General features: G+C 56.8%; 13 protein-coding genes. 5 read left to right on the forward strand and 8 right to left on the reverse strand.

Annotation, left to right across the window (positions count from 1 at the left end; translation table 11 throughout):
• Positions 1-122: 122 nt before the first annotated feature.
• The gene (locus IB212_RS20575) at positions 123-1,625 is read left to right on the forward strand and encodes a helicase HerA-like C-terminal domain-containing protein (RefSeq protein WP_041907858.1); all 1,503 of its coding nucleotides are present in this window, start codon (positions 123-125) and stop codon (positions 1,623-1,625) included.
• Here IB212_RS20575 and IB212_RS20580 read toward each other — a convergent pair.
• Entirely contained in the window at positions 1,605-2,546 is a 942-nt protein-coding gene (locus tag IB212_RS20580; protein WP_127336335.1) for a TIGR01212 family radical SAM protein, read from the reverse strand. The two genes, IB212_RS20575 and IB212_RS20580, sit on opposite strands and share 21 nt — an antisense overlap.
• Before the next feature lie 688 nt (positions 2,547-3,234).
• On the opposite strand from IB212_RS20580, the gene gltB reads away from it, so the two are divergent.
• The 4 genes from gltB to codA all read left to right on the forward strand — a co-directional run bounded on the left by gltB (position 3,235) and on the right by codA (position 11,832).
• Positions 3,235-7,695: a glutamate synthase large subunit gene (gene gltB, locus IB212_RS20585; RefSeq protein WP_188245881.1), complete on the forward strand. Its 4,461-nt coding sequence runs from the start codon at positions 3,235-3,237 to the stop codon at positions 7,693-7,695.
• A gap of 9 nt (positions 7,696-7,704) precedes the next feature.
• Complete coding sequence (gltD, locus tag IB212_RS20590; protein ID WP_041907852.1) at positions 7,705-9,123, forward strand: glutamate synthase subunit GltD; 1,419 nt, start codon at positions 7,705-7,707, stop codon at positions 9,121-9,123.
• 188 nt (positions 9,124-9,311) lie between these two features.
• Positions 9,312-10,562, forward strand: coding sequence for a cytosine permease (gene codB, locus IB212_RS20595; RefSeq protein ID WP_041907850.1), 1,251 nt, complete (start codon positions 9,312-9,314; stop codon positions 10,560-10,562).
• On the forward strand, positions 10,552-11,832 hold the full coding sequence (gene codA / locus IB212_RS20600; protein ID WP_041907848.1) for a cytosine/isoguanine deaminase: 1,281 nt from the start codon (positions 10,552-10,554) through the stop codon (positions 11,830-11,832). The genes codB and codA overlap by 11 nt, the downstream gene beginning before the upstream one ends.
• A gap of 90 nt (positions 11,833-11,922) precedes the next feature.
• On the opposite strand, the gene IB212_RS20605 is transcribed toward codA, so the two are convergent.
• The 7 genes from IB212_RS20605 to rplM form a co-directional block, all read right to left on the reverse strand.
• Positions 11,923-13,413: an MFS transporter gene (locus IB212_RS20605; RefSeq protein ID WP_041907846.1), complete on the reverse strand. Its 1,491-nt coding sequence runs from the start codon at positions 13,411-13,413 to the stop codon at positions 11,923-11,925.
• Between the two features lie 63 nt (positions 13,414-13,476).
• On the reverse strand, positions 13,477-14,370 hold the full coding sequence (gene nanA / locus IB212_RS20610) for an N-acetylneuraminate lyase (protein WP_041911945.1): 894 nt from the start codon (positions 14,368-14,370) through the stop codon (positions 13,477-13,479).
• Positions 14,371-14,492: 122 nt separating this feature from the next.
• Positions 14,493-15,275, reverse strand: coding sequence for a transcriptional regulator NanR (gene nanR / locus IB212_RS20615; protein WP_041907844.1), 783 nt, complete (start codon positions 15,273-15,275; stop codon positions 14,493-14,495).
• Between the two features lie 102 nt (positions 15,276-15,377).
• Positions 15,378-15,878 carry a ClpXP protease specificity-enhancing factor gene (gene sspB / locus IB212_RS20620; RefSeq protein WP_028014588.1) on the reverse strand — a complete coding sequence of 167 codons (501 nt, stop codon included), beginning with the start codon at positions 15,876-15,878 and terminating at the stop codon, positions 15,378-15,380.
• Positions 15,879-15,883: 5 nt separating this feature from the next.
• A complete protein-coding gene (gene sspA, locus IB212_RS20625) occupies positions 15,884-16,522 on the reverse strand; it encodes a stringent starvation protein SspA (protein WP_028014589.1) in 639 nt (212 codons plus the stop codon).
• Positions 16,523-16,829: 307 nt separating this feature from the next.
• Complete coding sequence (rpsI, locus tag IB212_RS20630; RefSeq protein ID WP_003860436.1) at positions 16,830-17,222, reverse strand: 30S ribosomal protein S9; 393 nt, start codon at positions 17,220-17,222, stop codon at positions 16,830-16,832.
• A 15-nt stretch (positions 17,223-17,237) separates the two neighbouring features.
• Entirely contained in the window at positions 17,238-17,666 is a 429-nt protein-coding gene (gene rplM / locus IB212_RS20635; RefSeq protein ID WP_006178824.1) for a 50S ribosomal protein L13, read from the reverse strand.
• Positions 17,667-17,702: the final 36 nt, after the last annotated feature.

Genomic DNA, 17,702 nt, shown 5'->3' on the forward strand with positions numbered 1-17,702 from the left:
TATGAACCGTATGCAAAAGCATAGTCCGCGCTGGACAATGCGCCGCAAAGTCAGCAATTTACTCAACCATTTTGCCGTCAGGTTGCCTATACTCCACCCAGGACTAAGAGAGGAAGCGCATCATGAGTACACCATTGTTAATTGCCCGGACGCTGGAAAAAGAGCTGTATCTACTGCCCGCGATGGCGAACCGCCACGGTCTGATTACCGGCGCCACCGGCACAGGGAAAACAGTCACTCTCCAGAAGCTGGCGGAGTCACTTTCAGAGATTGGCGTGCCGGTCTTTATGGCTGACGTGAAGGGCGATTTAACCGGTGTGGCTCAGGAAGGTACAGCGTCAGAAAAACTGCTCGAGCGTCTGAAAAATATCGGTATCACGGACTGGACGCCGCACGGCAATCCGGTGGTGGTCTGGGACATCTTCGGTGAGAAAGGCCACCCGGTACGCGCCACCGTTTCCGATCTCGGCCCGCTGCTGCTGGCCCGCCTGCTCAACCTCAACGACGTGCAGTCCGGGGTGCTGAACATCATCTTCCGTATCGCCGACGATCAGGGGCTGCTGCTGCTCGATTTCAAAGATCTGCGCGCCATTACCCAGTACATCGGCGATAACGCCAAATCCTTCCAGAACCAGTACGGCAATATCAGCAGCGCCTCTGTCGGTGCCATTCAGCGTGGGCTACTGACGCTGGAGCAGCAGGGCGCCGAACACTTCTTCGGCGAGCCGATGCTGGATATTAAAGACTGGATGCGCACCGACAGCAGCGGCAAGGGCATCATCAACATTCTGAGTTCAGAGAAGCTCTACCAGATGCCAAAGCTTTACGCTGCCAGCCTGCTGTGGATGCTCTCCGAACTGTACGAGCAGTTACCGGAAGCGGGCGATCTGGAAAAACCCAAACTGGTCTTCTTCTTTGACGAAGCACACCTGCTGTTTAACGACGCGCCGCAGGTACTGCTGGATAAAATTGAACAGGTTATCCGCCTGATCCGCTCCAAAGGGGTCGGCGTCTGGTTTGTGTCGCAAAACCCGTCGGATATTCCTGACAATGTGCTGGGCCAGCTTGGTAACCGCGTGCAGCACGCCCTGCGCGCCTTTACGCCGAAGGATCAGAAAGCGGTGAAAGCCGCCGCGCAAACCATGCGTGCCAATCCGGCCTTTGATACCGAAGCCGCGATTCAGGCGCTGGGCACCGGTGAAGCGCTGATTTCGTTCCTTGATGCCAAGGGCAGCCCGTCCGTAGTGGAACGCGCAATGGTGATCGCGCCCTGCTCGCGCATGGGGCCGGTTACCGACGATGAACGTAACAGCCTGATTAATCACTCCCCGGTGTACGGCAAGTATGAAGACGAGGTGGATCGGGAGTCTGCGTTCGAGATGCTGCAAAAAGGGGTACAGGCAACCACCGAATCGCAGGATGCTCCACCCGCTAAGGGCCAGTCAGTCGCAGTGGATGACGGCATTCTCGGCGGGCTAAAAGACATTTTGTTTGGCACAACCGGACCGCGCGGCGGCAAGCGCGACGGCGTGGTACAGACCATGGCGAAAAGCGCCGCGCGGCAGGTTACTAATCAGATTGTGCGCGGCATGCTGGGGAGTCTGCTAGGCGGCCGCCGTCGGTAGACGGGGAACCCACGGACGGCCCAGCGCCGAACCCTGTACGCCGTTTTCCTGAAGATAGCGGTCGATTTCCACCATCCCCGTCCACCGGTTCTCGCACCAGAGCGGTGCCAGAAGCGTTGGACGGCGGGCGCTGGCGGAGATGCGGTGGTAGACAATCTCCGGCGGCGTATGGCGAATCATCTCTCCCGCCGTCACCGTATAGTCGTCGAGCTCGATACTGCTTAACCGCCCGGCTTCCCAGGCTTTCGCCATTATGCTTCCCTTCACGATATGCAGCGGGTGCAGCTTAATGCCGTCTACGCCGGTTTCCACGACTTTTTCCAGCGTCTCCAGGCCATGCTGCTGCCCTTCTCCGGGCAAGCCGACAATCAAATGCGAACAGACTTTCAGGCCACGCTCGCGGGCGAGACGCGTGGTGCGCTGGTAGCAGGCGAAATCATGCCCACGATTGATACGGTGCAGGGTTTTATCGTGCGCGGTCTGCAGGCCCAGCTCCAGCCAGATCTCATAGCCCTTCTCTCTGTACTCGCTAAGTAAATCCAGCACCGCCTCCGGTACGCAGTCCGGGCGCGTCCCCACACACAGCCCGACAATGTTCGCCTGAGCAACCGCCTGCTGGTACATGGAACGCAGCACCTGCACCTCCGCCCACGTGCTGGTGTAGGCCTGGAAATAGGCCAGATACTGCTTCGCGCGGTTCACCAGGCTGGCCTGATGGGCGAGCTGTTCCGCGATGGATTTATGCTGCTGGGCTTCGTCAGCAAACGACGCAACGTTACAGAAGGTGCAGCCGCCGCGCCCGATGGTGCCGTCGCGGTTCGGGCAGCTAAAGCCGCCGTGCAGCGTCAGCTTATGCACCTTTTGACCGTACCGCTGCAAAAGATCCCCACCAAACATATTGACTAATTTCTGTAACTGCATAATCTGATAGACCGTCCCGAAGAAAGGGGACAAGCCTGCCATTTTTAGCCTCTGTCGGCGATGACCTGGATCAATCGCCCTGGACTGCCTTTATCTATTTGAATAAATAATCACGATTACCGAGATTTCATTCACCCGCCACGTAATTACTTTTCCTTATGTTCTGATGGTTTTTTTTCATTTATAGCGCCAGGACTGAAAAACAGTGATTTTATGTGGGTTCGAAGACTGCGCCAGATTATTATTCTGCCATAAATCCGCATTTCAGCATGCTGCATCAATAATACCGCTTTCATATAGTGAGTCAGATCACACTCCCCTGCACCTTCCTGGCGCTTTCAGTGGTTGTAAAATTAGTCAAATAACCAATAAAAACAAAATGATAATTACGCTTTAGCACATTTTTGTATAAATAAGATTGCCATTTGACCTGTGTACCAATTCCCGATAAGTTGGAAATCCGCTGGAAGCTTTCTGGATGAGCGGCCTGCTCATCATATTTATGCAGTAATTGAGATTCCCTCTGAAGCAAGTCCTCAAACTTGTTTACCTGCGCGAAAGGATGAAAAAGAGGGCGAATGCGAGGTCCGCGTATGAAACGCTAACCCCGTCGCCATGCTCTTTCTGCGCCTGTGCGCCACGGTAAAGTTCAGTGGGAAGCCCGACGAGCCTGGGGAGGTTCACTGATATGTTGTACGATAAATCCCTTGAGAAGGATAACTGTGGTTTCGGCCTGATCGCCCACATAGAAGGCGAACCTAGCCACAAGGTAGTGCGTACCGCTATTCACGCACTGGCCCGTATGCAGCACCGTGGCGCCATCCTGGCCGATGGTAAAACCGGCGACGGTTGCGGCCTGCTGCTGCAAAAACCGGATCGTTTCTTCCGCATCGTGGCGGAAGAGCGCGGCTGGCGTTTAGCCAAAAACTACGCTGTCGGCATGCTGTTCCTGAATCAGGATCCTGAAAAGGCTGCCGCCTCACGCCGCATCGTTGAAGAAGAACTTCAGCGCGAAACCCTGTCGATTGTCGGCTGGCGCGATGTGCCAACCAACGAAGGGGTGCTCGGTGAAATCGCCCTCTCCTCGCTGCCTCGTATTGAACAGATTTTCGTTAATGCGCCTGCGGGCTGGCGTCCGCGTGATATGGAACGCCGTCTGTTTATCGCCCGCCGTCGCATTGAAAAACGTCTCCAGGACGATAAAGAGTTCTACGTCTGTAGCCTCTCCAACCTGGTGAACATCTATAAAGGTCTGTGTATGCCGGCTGACCTGCCGCGCTTCTACCTGGACCTGGCGGACCTGCGTCTGGAATCGGCCATTTGCCTGTTCCACCAGCGCTTCTCCACCAATACCGTTCCACGCTGGCCGCTGGCTCAGCCGTTCCGCTACCTGGCGCACAACGGCGAGATCAACACCATCACCGGCAACCGCCAGTGGGCGCGTGCTCGTACCTATAAGTTCCAGACCCCGCTAATCCCTGACCTGCACGATGCCGCGCCGTTCGTGAACGAAACCGGCTCTGACTCCAGCTCCATGGACAACATGCTGGAACTGCTGCTGGCGGGCGGGATGGATATCGTGCGCGCCATGCGTCTGCTCGTGCCACCGGCCTGGCAGAACAACCCGGATATGGACCCCGAGCTGCGCGCGTTCTTCGACTTTAACTCCATGCACATGGAGCCGTGGGACGGCCCGGCAGGTATCGTGATGTCCGACGGTCGCTTCGCTGCCTGTAACCTGGACCGTAACGGTCTGCGTCCGGCGCGCTACGTCATCACCAAAGATAAACTCATCACCTGCGCCTCTGAAGTGGGGATCTGGGATTACCAGCCTGACGAAGTGGTCGAGAAAGGCCGCGTCGGTCCGGGCGAGCTGATGGTGATCGATACCCGCGGCGGCCGTATTCTGCACTCTGCGGAAACCGATAACGATCTGAAAAGCCGCCATCCGTATAAAGAGTGGATGGCGAAAAACGTCCGTCGCCTGGTACCCTTCGAAGATCTGTCTGACGACGAAGTGGGCAGCCGCGAGATGGACGACGATACTCTCGCAAGCTTCCAGAAGCAGTTTAACTACAGCGCGGAAGAGCTGGACTCGGTTATTCGCGTGCTCGGCGAAAACGGCCAGGAAGCGGTCAGCTCGATGGGTGACGATACCCCGTTCGCCGTGCTCTCCAGCCAGCCGCGCATTATTTACGACTATTTCCGTCAGCAGTTTGCGCAGGTGACCAACCCGCCAATCGATCCGCTGCGTGAAGCCCACGTGATGTCGCTGGCCACCAGCATCGGTCGCGAGATGAACGTCTTCTGCGAAGCCGAAGGCCAGGCGCACCGTCTGACCTTTAAATCGCCGATCCTGCTGTACTCTGATTTTAAACAGCTCACCACCATGACCGAGGAGCACTACCGCGCCGACACGCTCGATATCACCTTCGACGTGACCGAAACGAGCCTCGAAGAGACGGTGAATGCGCTGTGCGACAAAGCCGAACAGATGGTGCGTAACGGTACCGTGCTGCTGGTATTGTCCGACCGCAACATCGCGAAAAACCGTCTGCCGGTGCCTGCGCCAATGGCGGTGGGCGCTATCCAGACGCGTCTGGTGGATAAGAGCCTGCGCTGCGACGCCAACATCATTGTGGAAACCGCGAGCGCCCGCGATCCGCACCACTTTGCCGTGCTGTTAGGCTTTGGTGCGACGGCGATCTACCCGTACCTGGCCTACGAAACGCTGGCCCGCCTGGTAGACACCCGCGCCATCGACAAAGATTACCGCACGGTGATGCTGAACTACCGTAACGGCATCAACAAAGGCCTGTACAAGATCATGTCCAAAATGGGCATCTCGACTATTGCCTCTTACCGCTGCTCGAAGCTGTTTGAAGCGGTCGGCCTGCACGACGAGGTCGCCAACCTCTGCTTCCAGGGCGTTGTCAGCCGCATCGGCGGGGCCGGTTTTGCTGACTTCCAGCAGGATCTGGTGAACCTGTCGAAGCGCGCCTGGCTGGCACGTAAGCCGCTGGAACAGGGCGGCCTGCTGAAATACGTTCACGGCGGCGAATATCACGCCTACAACCCGGACGTGGTGCGCACGCTGCAACAGGCGGTACAGAGCGGCGAATACAGCGATTATCAGCAGTATGCCGAGCTGGTGAACAACCGTCCGGCAGCGACGCTGCGCGACCTTATTGCCCTCAATCCGGGCGATGAAGCGGTCAGCGTTGACGAAGTTGAGCCTGCATCCGAACTGTTCAAACGCTTCGATACCGCGGCGATGTCCATCGGCGCGCTGAGCCCGGAAGCGCACGAAGCGCTGGCGGAAGCCATGAACAGCATCGGCGGCAACTCCAACTCCGGCGAGGGCGGTGAAGATCCGGCCCGTTACGGCACCAACAAAGTGTCGCGCATCAAGCAGGTGGCGTCCGGCCGCTTTGGCGTAACCCCTGCCTACCTGGTTAACGCCGATGTGATCCAGATTAAGGTCGCTCAGGGTGCAAAACCGGGCGAAGGCGGTCAGCTGCCGGGTGATAAAGTCACCCCGTACATCGCCAAACTGCGCTACTCGGTGCCTGGCGTGACGCTGATTTCCCCGCCGCCGCACCACGATATCTACTCTATCGAGGATCTGGCGCAGCTCATTTTCGACCTGAAGCAGGTCAACCCGAAAGCGATGATCTCCGTGAAGCTGGTTTCCGAGCCGGGCGTCGGCACCATCGCCACCGGCGTGGCGAAAGCCTATGCGGATCTGATCACCATTGCCGGCTACGACGGCGGTACCGGCGCAAGCCCGCTCTCCTCCGTGAAATACGCGGGCTGCCCGTGGGAGCTTGGTCTGGTGGAAACCCAGCAGGCGCTGGTGGCTAACGGCCTGCGTCACAAGATCCGTTTGCAGGTGGACGGCGGTCTGAAAACCGGCCTCGACATCATCAAGGCGGCGATTCTGGGTGCGGAAAGCTTCGGCTTCGGTACTGGCCCGATGGTTGCGCTCGGCTGTAAATACCTGCGTATTTGCCACCTGAACAACTGCGCAACCGGCGTTGCAACCCAGGACGAGAAGCTGCGTAAGAATCACTATCATGGCCTGCCGTTCAAAGTGACCAACTACTTTGACTTCATCGCCCGTGAAACCCGCGAGCTGATGGCGCAGCTGGGCGTGAAGCGTCTGGTGGATCTGATTGGCCGTACCGACCTGCTGAAAGAGCTGGAAGGCTTCACCGCTAAGCAGCAGAAGCTGGAGCTGTCTAAGCTGCTGGAAACCGCGCAGCCGCATCCTGGCAAAGCGGTTTACTGCACCGAGAACAACCCGCCGTTCGACAACGGCGTGCTGAACGCGCAGCTGCTGCAACAGGCGAAGCCGTACGTGGACGAGAAGCAGAGCAAAACGTTCTGGTTTGATATCCGCAACACCGACCGTTCTGTCGGCGCGTCCCTCTCCGGCTACATCGCGCAAACGCACGGTGACCAGGGGCTGGCGTCGGATCCGATTACCGCGCACTTCAGCGGTACCGCGGGCCAGAGCTTCGGCGTGTGGAATGCCGGCGGCGTTGAGTTATACCTGACCGGCGATGCCAACGACTACGTCGGCAAAGGCATGGCGGGCGGTCTGCTGGCGGTGCGTCCTCCGGTCGGTTCAGCCTTCCGCAGTCATGAAGCCAGCATCATCGGCAACACCTGTCTGTACGGTGCGACCGGCGGTCGTCTGTTTTCCGCGGGCCGTGCGGGCGAGCGTTTTGCGGTGCGTAACTCCGGTGCCATCACCGTGGTGGAAGGCATCGGCGATAACGGCTGCGAATACATGACGGGCGGAATTGTGTGCGTCCTGGGTAAAACCGGCGTGAACTTTGGCGCCGGCATGACGGGCGGTTTTGCCTACGTGCTGGATGAAGACGGTGAGTTCCGCAAGCGCGTGAACCCGGAACTGGTGGAAGTGCTGGACGTTGATTCGCTGGCCATTCATGAAGAACACCTGCGCGGTTTGATTACCGAACACGTGCAGCATACCGGTTCTTCGCGCGGCGAAGAGATCCTGGCGAACTGGCCAGCGTTCTCTGCGAAATTCGCGCTGGTTAAGCCGAAGTCCAGCGATGTTAAAGCCCTGTTGGGTCACCGTAGTCGTAGCGCAGCAGAGCTGCGCGTGCAGGCGCAGTAAGGAATTCAGATGAGCCAGAACGTATACCAGTTTATCGACCTGCAGCGTGTTGATCCGCCAAAGAAACCGCTGAAGATCCGTAAAATTGAATTTGTTGAAATCTATGAGCCGTTTTCAGAAGGCCAGGCCAAAGCACAGGCAGACCGCTGCCTGTCCTGCGGTAACCCTTACTGCGAATGGAAATGTCCGGTCCATAACTACATTCCGAACTGGCTGAAGCTGGCCAACGAAGGGCGTATTTTTGAAGCCGCCGAGCTCTCTCACCAGACCAATACCCTGCCGGAAGTGTGCGGTCGCGTGTGTCCTCAGGATCGCCTGTGCGAAGGCTCCTGTACGCTGAACGACGAGTTTGGTGCGGTGACCATCGGCAACATCGAACGCTATATCAACGATAAAGCGTTCGAGATGGGCTGGCGTCCGGATATGACCGGCGTGAAGCAAACCGACAAGCGCGTGGCAATCGTCGGCGCGGGTCCGGCAGGCCTCGCCTGTGCCGACGTGCTGACACGCAACGGCGTGAAGGCGGTGGTTTTTGACCGTCACCCGGAGATCGGCGGTCTGCTGACCTTCGGTATCCCGGCCTTCAAGCTGGAAAAAGAGGTGATGACCCGCCGCCGTGAAATCTTCACCGGCATGGGCATTGAGTTCAAACTCAACACCGAAGTGGGCCGCGACGTGCAGCTCGACGATCTGCTGAAGGATTACGACGCCGTGTTCCTGGGCGTGGGTACCTATCAGTCCATGCGCGGTGGTCTGGAAAACGAAGACGCGCCGGGCGTTTACGACGCGCTGCCGTTCCTGATTGCTAACACCAAACAGCTGATGGGCTACGGAGAAACTGCCGACGAGCCGTTTGTCAGCATGGAAGGTAAACGCGTTGTCGTGCTGGGCGGCGGTGATACCGCGATGGACTGCGTGCGTACGTCCATTCGTCAGAACGCGGCGCACGTCATCTGTGCTTACCGTCGTGACGAAGAGAACATGCCCGGCTCTAAGCGCGAAGTAAAAAACGCGCGTGAAGAGGGCGTGGAGTTCCAGTTCAACATCCAGCCTCTGGGCATTGAAGTGAACGCCAACGGTAAGGTAAGCGGCGTGAAGATGGCGCGTACGGAGATGGGTGCGCCGGATGCGAAAGGCCGTCGTCGCGCGGAGATCGTGGCTGGCTCTGAGCACGTGATCCCTGCCGACGCCGTGGTGATGGCGTTTGGTTTCCGTCCTCACAGCATGGAGTGGCTGGCGAAACACAGCGTAGAGCTGGACTCACAGGGCCGCGTGATTGCGCCGGAAGGCAGCGACAACGCCTTCCAGACCAGCAACCCGAAAATCTTCGCCGGTGGCGATATCGTTCGCGGTTCAGACCTGGTGGTTACCGCGATTGCCGAAGGGCGTAAAGCGGCTGACGGGATCATGAACTTCCTGGAAGTGTAAGCCCCTCTGACTCCCCGGCAGAAGCATAAAGCGGAACGCCGGGGAGCCTGTTTTCAGTAACCTCCCCTTCTGTTAACGATACCCATTTCCCCACAAATGCAGTGTAAACCCCGGACGTAAACGTTTGCATTGATGAAAAAAATGGATATTATGCGGCGGATTTTTTGGCCAAAATTCAAGGAGGCGTTGTGTCGCAAGATAACAATTATAGCCAGGGCCCCGTCCCTCTGGCGGCGCGGAAAGGCGTGGTTCCACTCACTTTTGTGATGTTAGGGTTAACGTTTTTTTCCGCCAGTATGTGGACCGGAGGCACGCTCGGTACCGGTCTTTCCTATAATGATTTCTTCCTCGCAGTTCTCTTCGGCAATCTCCTCCTCGGTATTTACACTGCTTTTCTTGGCTACATTGGCGCAAAAACCGGCCTCTCAACCCATCTTCTTGCGCGTTACTCGTTCGGTATAAAAGGTTCCTGGCTTCCCTCCATGCTTTTAGGCGGTACGCAGGTAGGATGGTTTGGCGTCGGCGTAGCGATGTTTGCCATCCCGGTGAGTAAAGCCACGGGCATCGACGTGAACGTCCTGATTGCGGTTTCCGGCCTGTTGATGACGTTGACCATTTTTTTTGGCATCTCAGCACTGACGATTTTATCCATCATCGCCGTACCCGCTATCGTCATCCTGGGTAGCTACTCCGTCTGGCTGGCGGTGGACGGCGTGGGAGGGTTGGACCACCTCAAATCCATTGTGCCGCAGACGCCGCTCAACTTTTCCAGCGCGCTGGCGCTGGTTGTAGGTTCGTTTATCAGCGCAGGCACGCTGACCGCCGACTTCGTCCGCTTTGGCCGCAATGCTAAAGGTGCCGTTCTGGTGGCGATGGTGGCATTTTTCCTTGGCAACTCGCTGATGTTTATCTTCGGTGCGGCAGGCGCTGCCGCCGTAGGACAGGCCGATATTTCTGACGTGATGATCGCCCAGGGACTGTTGGTGCCGGCGATTGTCGTTCTCGGCCTGAATATCTGGACCACCAATGACAACGCGCTGTACGCCTCTGGTCTGGGTTTCGCCAATATTACTGGCCTTTCCAGCCGTACGCTGTCGGTGGTGAATGGCATTATCGGTACGCTGTGCGCGCTGTGGCTATACAACAACTTCGTTGGCTGGCTGACCTTTCTGTCGGCAGCGATTCCGCCGATTGGCGGGGTGATTATCGCCGACTACCTGATTAATCGCCGCCGCTATGCCAGCTTCGCCCCCGCAAATTTTGTGTCTGTTAACTGGATTGCCATTTTCTCGGTCGCCCTGGGCGTTGCTGCCGGGCATTATATTCCGGGAATTGTCCCCGTTAACGCAGTATTGGGTGGCGTCTTCAGCTATTTGGTGTTAAACCCATTCGCCAGACGCACCCTTGTCAATCCTTCGGAGGCTTCCCATGCAGAATAATTCCCTCACTATCCGTCAGGCCCGTTTGCAGGGGCAGGAGGGTTTATGGCAGATCACGATTGAGGACGGACGCTTCAGCCGTATCGATCCTCAGGAAACCGCCTCTGCGCCAGTCGGTCAGGTGTTGGACGCCGAATGCGGGCTGGTTATTCCTCCTTTCATCGAACCGCATATCCATCTGGATACAACGCAAACGGCGGGTGAACCGAACTGGAACCAGTCAGGCACCCTTTTCGAGGGAATCGAGCGCTGGGCCGAACGTAAGGCGATGCTCACCCACGAAGACGTTAAAGCTCGCGCGATGCAAACCCTGAAGTGGCAGATCGCCAACGGCATTCAGTACGTACGTACACATGTTGACGTCTCGGACCCCACGCTTACGGCACTGAAAGCCATGCTGGAGGTGAAGCAGGAAGTCGCCCCGTGGGTCGATATGCAAATTGTGGCATTCCCGCAGGAAGGCATTCTTTCTTATCCGAACGGTGAAGCACTGCTTGAGGAAGCCGTGCGTTTAGGGGCGGATGTCATCGGCGCAATTCCGCACTTTGAATTTACGCGTGAATATGGCGTGGAGTCGCTGCATAAAACGTTTTCCCTGGCCAGAAAGTACGACCGCCTGATCGATGTCCACTGTGACGAAATTGATGATGAACAATCGCGCTTCGTTGAAACCGTTGCCGCCCTGGCACATCGTGACGGAATGGGTTCGCGCGTGACTGCCAGCCATACCACGGCAATGCACTCCTATAATGGCGCGTATACGTCCCGGCTGTTCCGCCTGTTAAAAATGTCAGGCATTAACTTCGTGGCAAACCCGCTGGTTAACACACATTTGCAGGGTCGTTTCGATACCTATCCCAAACGCCGCGGCATTACACGCGTCAAAGAAATGCTGGAAGCGGAGATCAACGTCTGCTTCGGTCATGACGACGTTTTCGATCCGTGGTATCCGCTGGGAACCGCGAATATGCTTCAGGTTCTGCATATGGGGCTGCACGTTTGCCAACTGATGGGGTACGGGCAGATAAACGATGGGCTTAACCTGATCACTACCCACAGCGCGAAAACGCTTAATTTGCAGGACTATGGTGTGCGCGTTGGGAATTCAGCAAACCTGGTGATCCTCCCGGCAGAGAATGGGTTTGATGCCGTTCGTCGCCAGACGCCGGCACGATACTCTGTTCGCCACGGCAAGGTGATTGCCGAGACGGTGCCCAGCCAGACAACCTTGCACCTGACGCAGCCGGAAGCGGTGACGTTTAAGCGCTAATTCTGGGTTGGAAACCGCGTGGCAAACGTCATCGCGTACATAAAGATATCCTCACGGCGGAGCTAACGCCCTGCCGCTTTTTCCAGCGGATTAACTTTTGCTTTTGGCTAAAGCGCTTTTATCGCCGCCAAACGGGACGGCTCCGCTGAAAGGTTTACCGTCGATGGCGTCGTGGGTTCGAATCGCCTCCGGCCGCAGCCAGCGCTGAACGCGGGACGGCATATCCAGTCCAATCAGCAGGATCACCACAAAGGTCAGGCCGAAGGAGAGCGATCCCAGGGCTGTGCCCAGCGCCATATTCTGCGACAGCAGCGCGCCAATCACCGGGGCGATCGCCCCGCCCAGCGCCCCGACGTTATAGGTAAAGCCCAGACCCGCCGCACGCTGGTCGGTGTCGAAATAACCGCCGATAAGTTTCGGTAAGATCCCCGAGATCCCCTGCCCCAGCATCTGCTGGAAAAAGAGCAGCAGGCCCAGCACCCAGACATTTGCGCCACCGATCGCAAAGACGGGAACGATCAGCAGCTGTGAGGCCAGCAGGCTACAGACGTAGGCCTTCCGGGTGCCCAACCAGTCGCCGAGAAAACCACCCACGCAGCAGCCTACAGCCGCGCCGAAGCCGCTAAAGAACAGCACCTTCGCCACCGTTGACGGATCATAGGCCAGGTCGGTTTTCAGATACGTGGGTAATAGCGCCTGAATCGGCCAGGAGTAGAGGAACGCGAAGAGCACGACAACCATCAGCGTGACGCCCGTAGGCCAGCGTTTACCGCTGCTTTGCACCATAAAGCTGATAAACACAATGGCGCACAGCAGGCCGAGAATAACCACCAGCCCGGCGTTGTTGAGTTCGCCGGCAAAGCAGAACCACAGCGCCGTGCCGGCAAACAGCGTCATCGCCATATTGATCAGGCGGTATTTGCCGCGATAAAGAATATCAACCATTGTACGTACCGGCGCCTGACCTTCGTGCTTCGCTTTCCAGTCTTCAGCCTCCGGAATATTTTTCCGCAGCCAAAGGGCAAAGACGATGGGCAGGATGCCGATAAAGAACAGCGCTCGCCAGCCCCAGACGGGCACGACAAGGCTGTAGACCTGGGCCGCAACCACGGCACCGACGGAGAAGCCAGAAATTAGAAAACCACTCGCCTTATTGCGCAGGTGTTTCGGCCAGCTTTCGATGACGTAGGTTGCGCTGGAGCCGTATTCCCCCGCCATCCCCATACCAATCACCATGCGGGCGATAAACAGGGTGACGTAACCCGGCGCAAAACCGCAGGCCAGCGTACCGCAGGAGAAGAGCACGATGCTGGTTATCATTGCCAGCTTGCGGCCATAGCGGTCGCCCATGGCGCCCAGCAGCAGGCCGCCGAACCAGCGCGAAATAAAGGCCGCCGAAATAAGGCTCGCCGCTTCAACGGTCGTGAGGCCAAATTCACTTTTAATTTCTGTCAGGACTAAGGCAATCAGAACAAAATCGAAGCCATCAAGCAGATATCCCAGCCAGGCGGCAGAGAAGGCGCGCCACTGAGGGCGGCTTAGATGGCGGTACCACGGGATGCTTTGGGTAGACTTACTCATTTCACTCTCCCGACGATTTCTCTGTCGTTTTGCCGGATGGCGCGTCGCTTATCCGGCAGTACGTTAGCGTTTTTCCGCCATTAACTGCTCCGCCAGCGCCTTCAGCGCCGGCACGAATCTCTCGTCTACAGGAGCAAACGGTTTACGGCACAGCGGCACGGACACCACATCCATGTAGTGCAGAACCGTTTTCAGACCACGGAAGACCCCGGCTTTAATCAGCAGGTCGATGACCTTGTTGCATTCGCTTTGCAGGCGCTGTGCGATGGCGTTATCCCCCTCACGAACCGCGTTGGCGATAGCCCGGTAGCGCCAGCCCATAATGTTGTAGGTGCTGCCGATCCCCCCGTCAGCGCCGGCCAGCAGGCCGGAGGCAAAGATTTCGTCATAGCCGTTGTAGAGCACCAGATCCGGATGCTCACGTCGGATCTGCTCCATCTGGAACAGATCGCCGGAGGTTTGTTTTAACGCGCCGACGCCGGGCAGCGTCACCAGAGTGTTGATCTGATCCAGGCTTAGCTTCACGCCGCTTAACGCCGGGATGTTGTAGACCACCATCGGCAGACCATCCGCCGAATCAATAATTGCACGGTAGTGATCGCAATGTTCTTCAAAGCTAAAGGGGTAATAAAACGGCGTGACGGCGGACACGGCGTCAAAGCCCTGGCGGGCAGCGGCGGTGGCCAGCTGCTGGCTTTCCGCGGTGCTCACGCAGCCAACGTGGGCAATGAGCGTGATTTTTCCTTTCGCCTCCTCCGCCACGATCTCCATCACCTGCTCGCGTTCAGAAAGGCTTTGGACAAAGGCTTCCCCCGTTGAACCGCCGACATAAAGCCCGTCGATGCCCTGCGCAATATTGAACTGCACCAGACGGCGCAGGCTCTCCTTATCCAGCGCCTGCTGTAGGGTAAACGGAGTCAGAAGTGCGGCCATTACGCCGCGGAGTTGCGTTGCCATAGATACCTCAATCATTCGTGTGTTTGTTATAGCGATATACCTTTATACCTGTTACACCAGATCAATTAAGCAGCAGTGGAATACAGAACGCTTATATTGCGATCTGCTTCACTAAAGGATCGTTACTTTTTAGCTTTTGAATGCTGGCCGAAGGCGTGCCAGGTAGCGGAAACGCTGTTGAGGTGAGTTTGCAACGCCCGATCGGCTTCATCGGGATCGCGGCGGCGGATCGCGTCAACGATCGCGATATGCTGGCGATAGCTGGCTTCGTTATGCTGATAAAGCTCAGCGTCCGGCACTGTAGGACGCGCCGCGATTAGCCAGTCGAGCAGCGCAACGTGGATCGCGTTGAAGATTGGGTTGCCGGGGATCTCCGCCAGCACGCGGTGAAAATCGACGTCGGATCGAATGAACAGCGCGTTGTCATCCAGGGACTGGCTGTTGATCTCCAGCGCTTTCGTCAGCCGCGCAATCTGATCGTCCGTGGCGTACTCTGCGGCATAACGCACGAGGCTCGATTCAAAGAACAGACGGAGCTGCTCAAAATGGGCAATACCACCGGGCTGGGTCAGAAAATCTTTCGCCATCCCCGACAGCTCGCTGATGATGGTATCGGCAGACGGCAGGGTGACGCGGGCGCGTTCACCGTTGTTAATCTGTACCAGACCTTTACGCTTCAGCGCCGCCAGCGCTTCGCGCACCGAGGGGCGGCCCACGTTGAAGAACGCCATCAGCTCGCGCTCGGAGGGCAGTTGCTCTCCCTGGGCAAATTCCTTCCGGCGGATCATCTGCTCCAGCTCTTCTTCCACCATATCCGACAGCTTTTTGCGCGTCAGCGGTCGGCGACGCAGGCTGCGGCCAAGGGTTTCATCTGAGTTTTCAGCGTTACGATCGGTCGGTTTCATTGCAGTCCGGTGCCATTGAAGGAAAACGCTGCATCATAACACAGGAAATTAGAGGGGGCGAAAAGGGGCAGAAAGCAAAACAGGCCCGTCGGGCCTGTTTGTTTATTTCACAACGCGCAGTGCGGGACGACCACCGCGCGGTGGCGGTTCATCATCGGGACCCTCGTCGTCGTCCTGACGATCGGGCTTGTCGCCATCAATCACAGACATTACCGGGTCGCTTTCGCGTTCATCGGATGCCTCATCGTCATTCAGGCTGGCAACCTCTTCATCATACGCCGCTTCCGGCTCGAACATAGTGCCTGCACCGTTTTCACGGGCGTAGATAGCCAGAACCGCAGCCAGCGGAACGGAAACCTGACGCGGCACGCCGCCGAAACGCGCATTAAAGCGCACTTCGTCGTTTGCCAGCTCCAGGTTACCCACTGCACGTGGCGCAATATTCAGTACAATCTGTCCGTCGCGTGCGTATTCCATTGGAACCTGCACGCCCGGCAACGTCACATCCACAACCAGGTGCGGCGTGAGCTGGTTATCCAGCAGCCATTCATAGAAGGCGCGCAGCAGATACGGACGGCGTGGGGTAAGTTGTGACATTTCCACAGTCATTAGCCTCGGCCGAGACGCATTTCACGTTCCGGTTCAGTTAAAGATGCCAGGAAAGAGTCGCGCTCAAATACGCGAGTCATATAGCCTTTCAGCTCTTTTGCGCCAGGGCCGCTGAACTCAACGCCCAGAATTGGCAGACGCCACAGCAGCGGGGCCAGATAGCAATCCACCAGGCTGAACTCGTCGCTCAGGAAGAACGGTTTCTGACCAAACACAGGGGCAATTGCCAGCAGCTCTTCACGCAGTTGCTTACGCGCAGCGTCGGCTTCAGAAGCGGAGCCGCTGGTAATGACGTTCATCAGCGAGTACCAGTCTTTTTCGATACGCTGCATGTACAGGCGGCTTTCACCACGTGCAACAGGGTAAACAGGCATCAGCGGCGGATGCGGGAAACGCTCATCCAGATATTCCATAATGATACGGGATTCCCACAGGGTCAGCTCGCGATCCACCAGCGTCGGTACGCTTTGGCTCGGGTTGAGATCGATCAGATCCTGAGGCGGGTTATCCTTTTCCACATGCTCGATCTCAAAACTGACACCCTTCTCGGCCAGCACGATACGAACCTGATGGCTATAAATGTCAGTAGGACCAGAAAACAGCGTCATTACCGAACGTTTGTTGGCAGCGACAGCCATGAAAACCTCCAGGTATATTCAGAATTTTTACTGCTACCAGCCCAACGGGGCCAGCCAGATGAAGTATCGCCCATCCCAGAGAAGACACATTGTTCAAGAATCGAACAAAAATCGAGTATTCACCGATATTTGGGCAGAAAATTGGATGATAGTTTACCAGATTTTGATGGCTTTGTGGTGAGGGGATGCCGGAAATGTGGAAAAAGAGAAGATATATGAAATGTTACTGTGGATAACCTTCGCATTATCCATAAAAAAACCCGCCGAAGCGGGTTTTTCGCCAATCGTTCTGCGTAAGCAGAATGGATTAACGTTTGGAGAACTGTGGACGACGACGTGCTTTACGCAGACCCACTTTCTTACGTTCAACCTGACGAGCGTCACGAGTAACGAAGCCAGCTTTACGCAGTTCAGAACGCAGGGATTCGTCGTACTCCATCAGAGCGCGGGTGATACCGTGACGGATCGCACCTGCCTGACCGGAGATACCACCACCTTTAACGGTGATGTACAGATCCAGTTTTTCTACCATATCAACCAGTTCCAGCGGCTGGCGAACTACCATGCGGGCAGTTTCGCGACCGAAGTACTGTTCCAGAGAACGCTGGTTGATTACGATTTTACCACTACCCGGTTTGATGAAAACGCGAGCTGCGGAACTTTTGCGGCGACCAGTGCCGTAGTATTGATTTTCAGCCATTGCCTATAATCCCGATTAGATGTCAAGAACTTGCGGTTGCTGTGCCGCGTGGTTGTGCTCGTTGCCTGCGTAAACTTTCAGTTTACGGAACATAGCACGACCCAGCGGGCCTTTTGGCAGCATGCCTTTAACCGCGATTTCAATCACACGCTCAGGACGGCGGGCAATCATCTCTTCAAAGGTCGCTTCTTTGATACCACCGATGTGGCCGGTGTGGTGGTAGTACACTTTGTCAGTACGCTTGTTGCCGGTAACAGCAACTTTGTCAGCGTTCAGAACGATGATGTAATCACCGGTATCAACGTGCGGAGTGTATTCCGCTTTATGCTTACCGCGCAGGCGACGAGCCAGTTCAGTAGCCAGACGGCCCAGAGTTTTACCGGTCGCGTCAACAACATACCAGTCGCGCTGTACGGTTTCTGGTTTAGCTGTAAAAGTTTTCATTAAAAGCTTACCCAAATAATAAGTTACACGTTGGTG

The sequence above is a fragment of the Enterobacter sp. E12 genome, from assembly GCF_014596715.2.
GTDB classification, from domain to species: Bacteria; Pseudomonadota; Gammaproteobacteria; order Enterobacterales; family Enterobacteriaceae; genus Enterobacter; species Enterobacter bugandensis.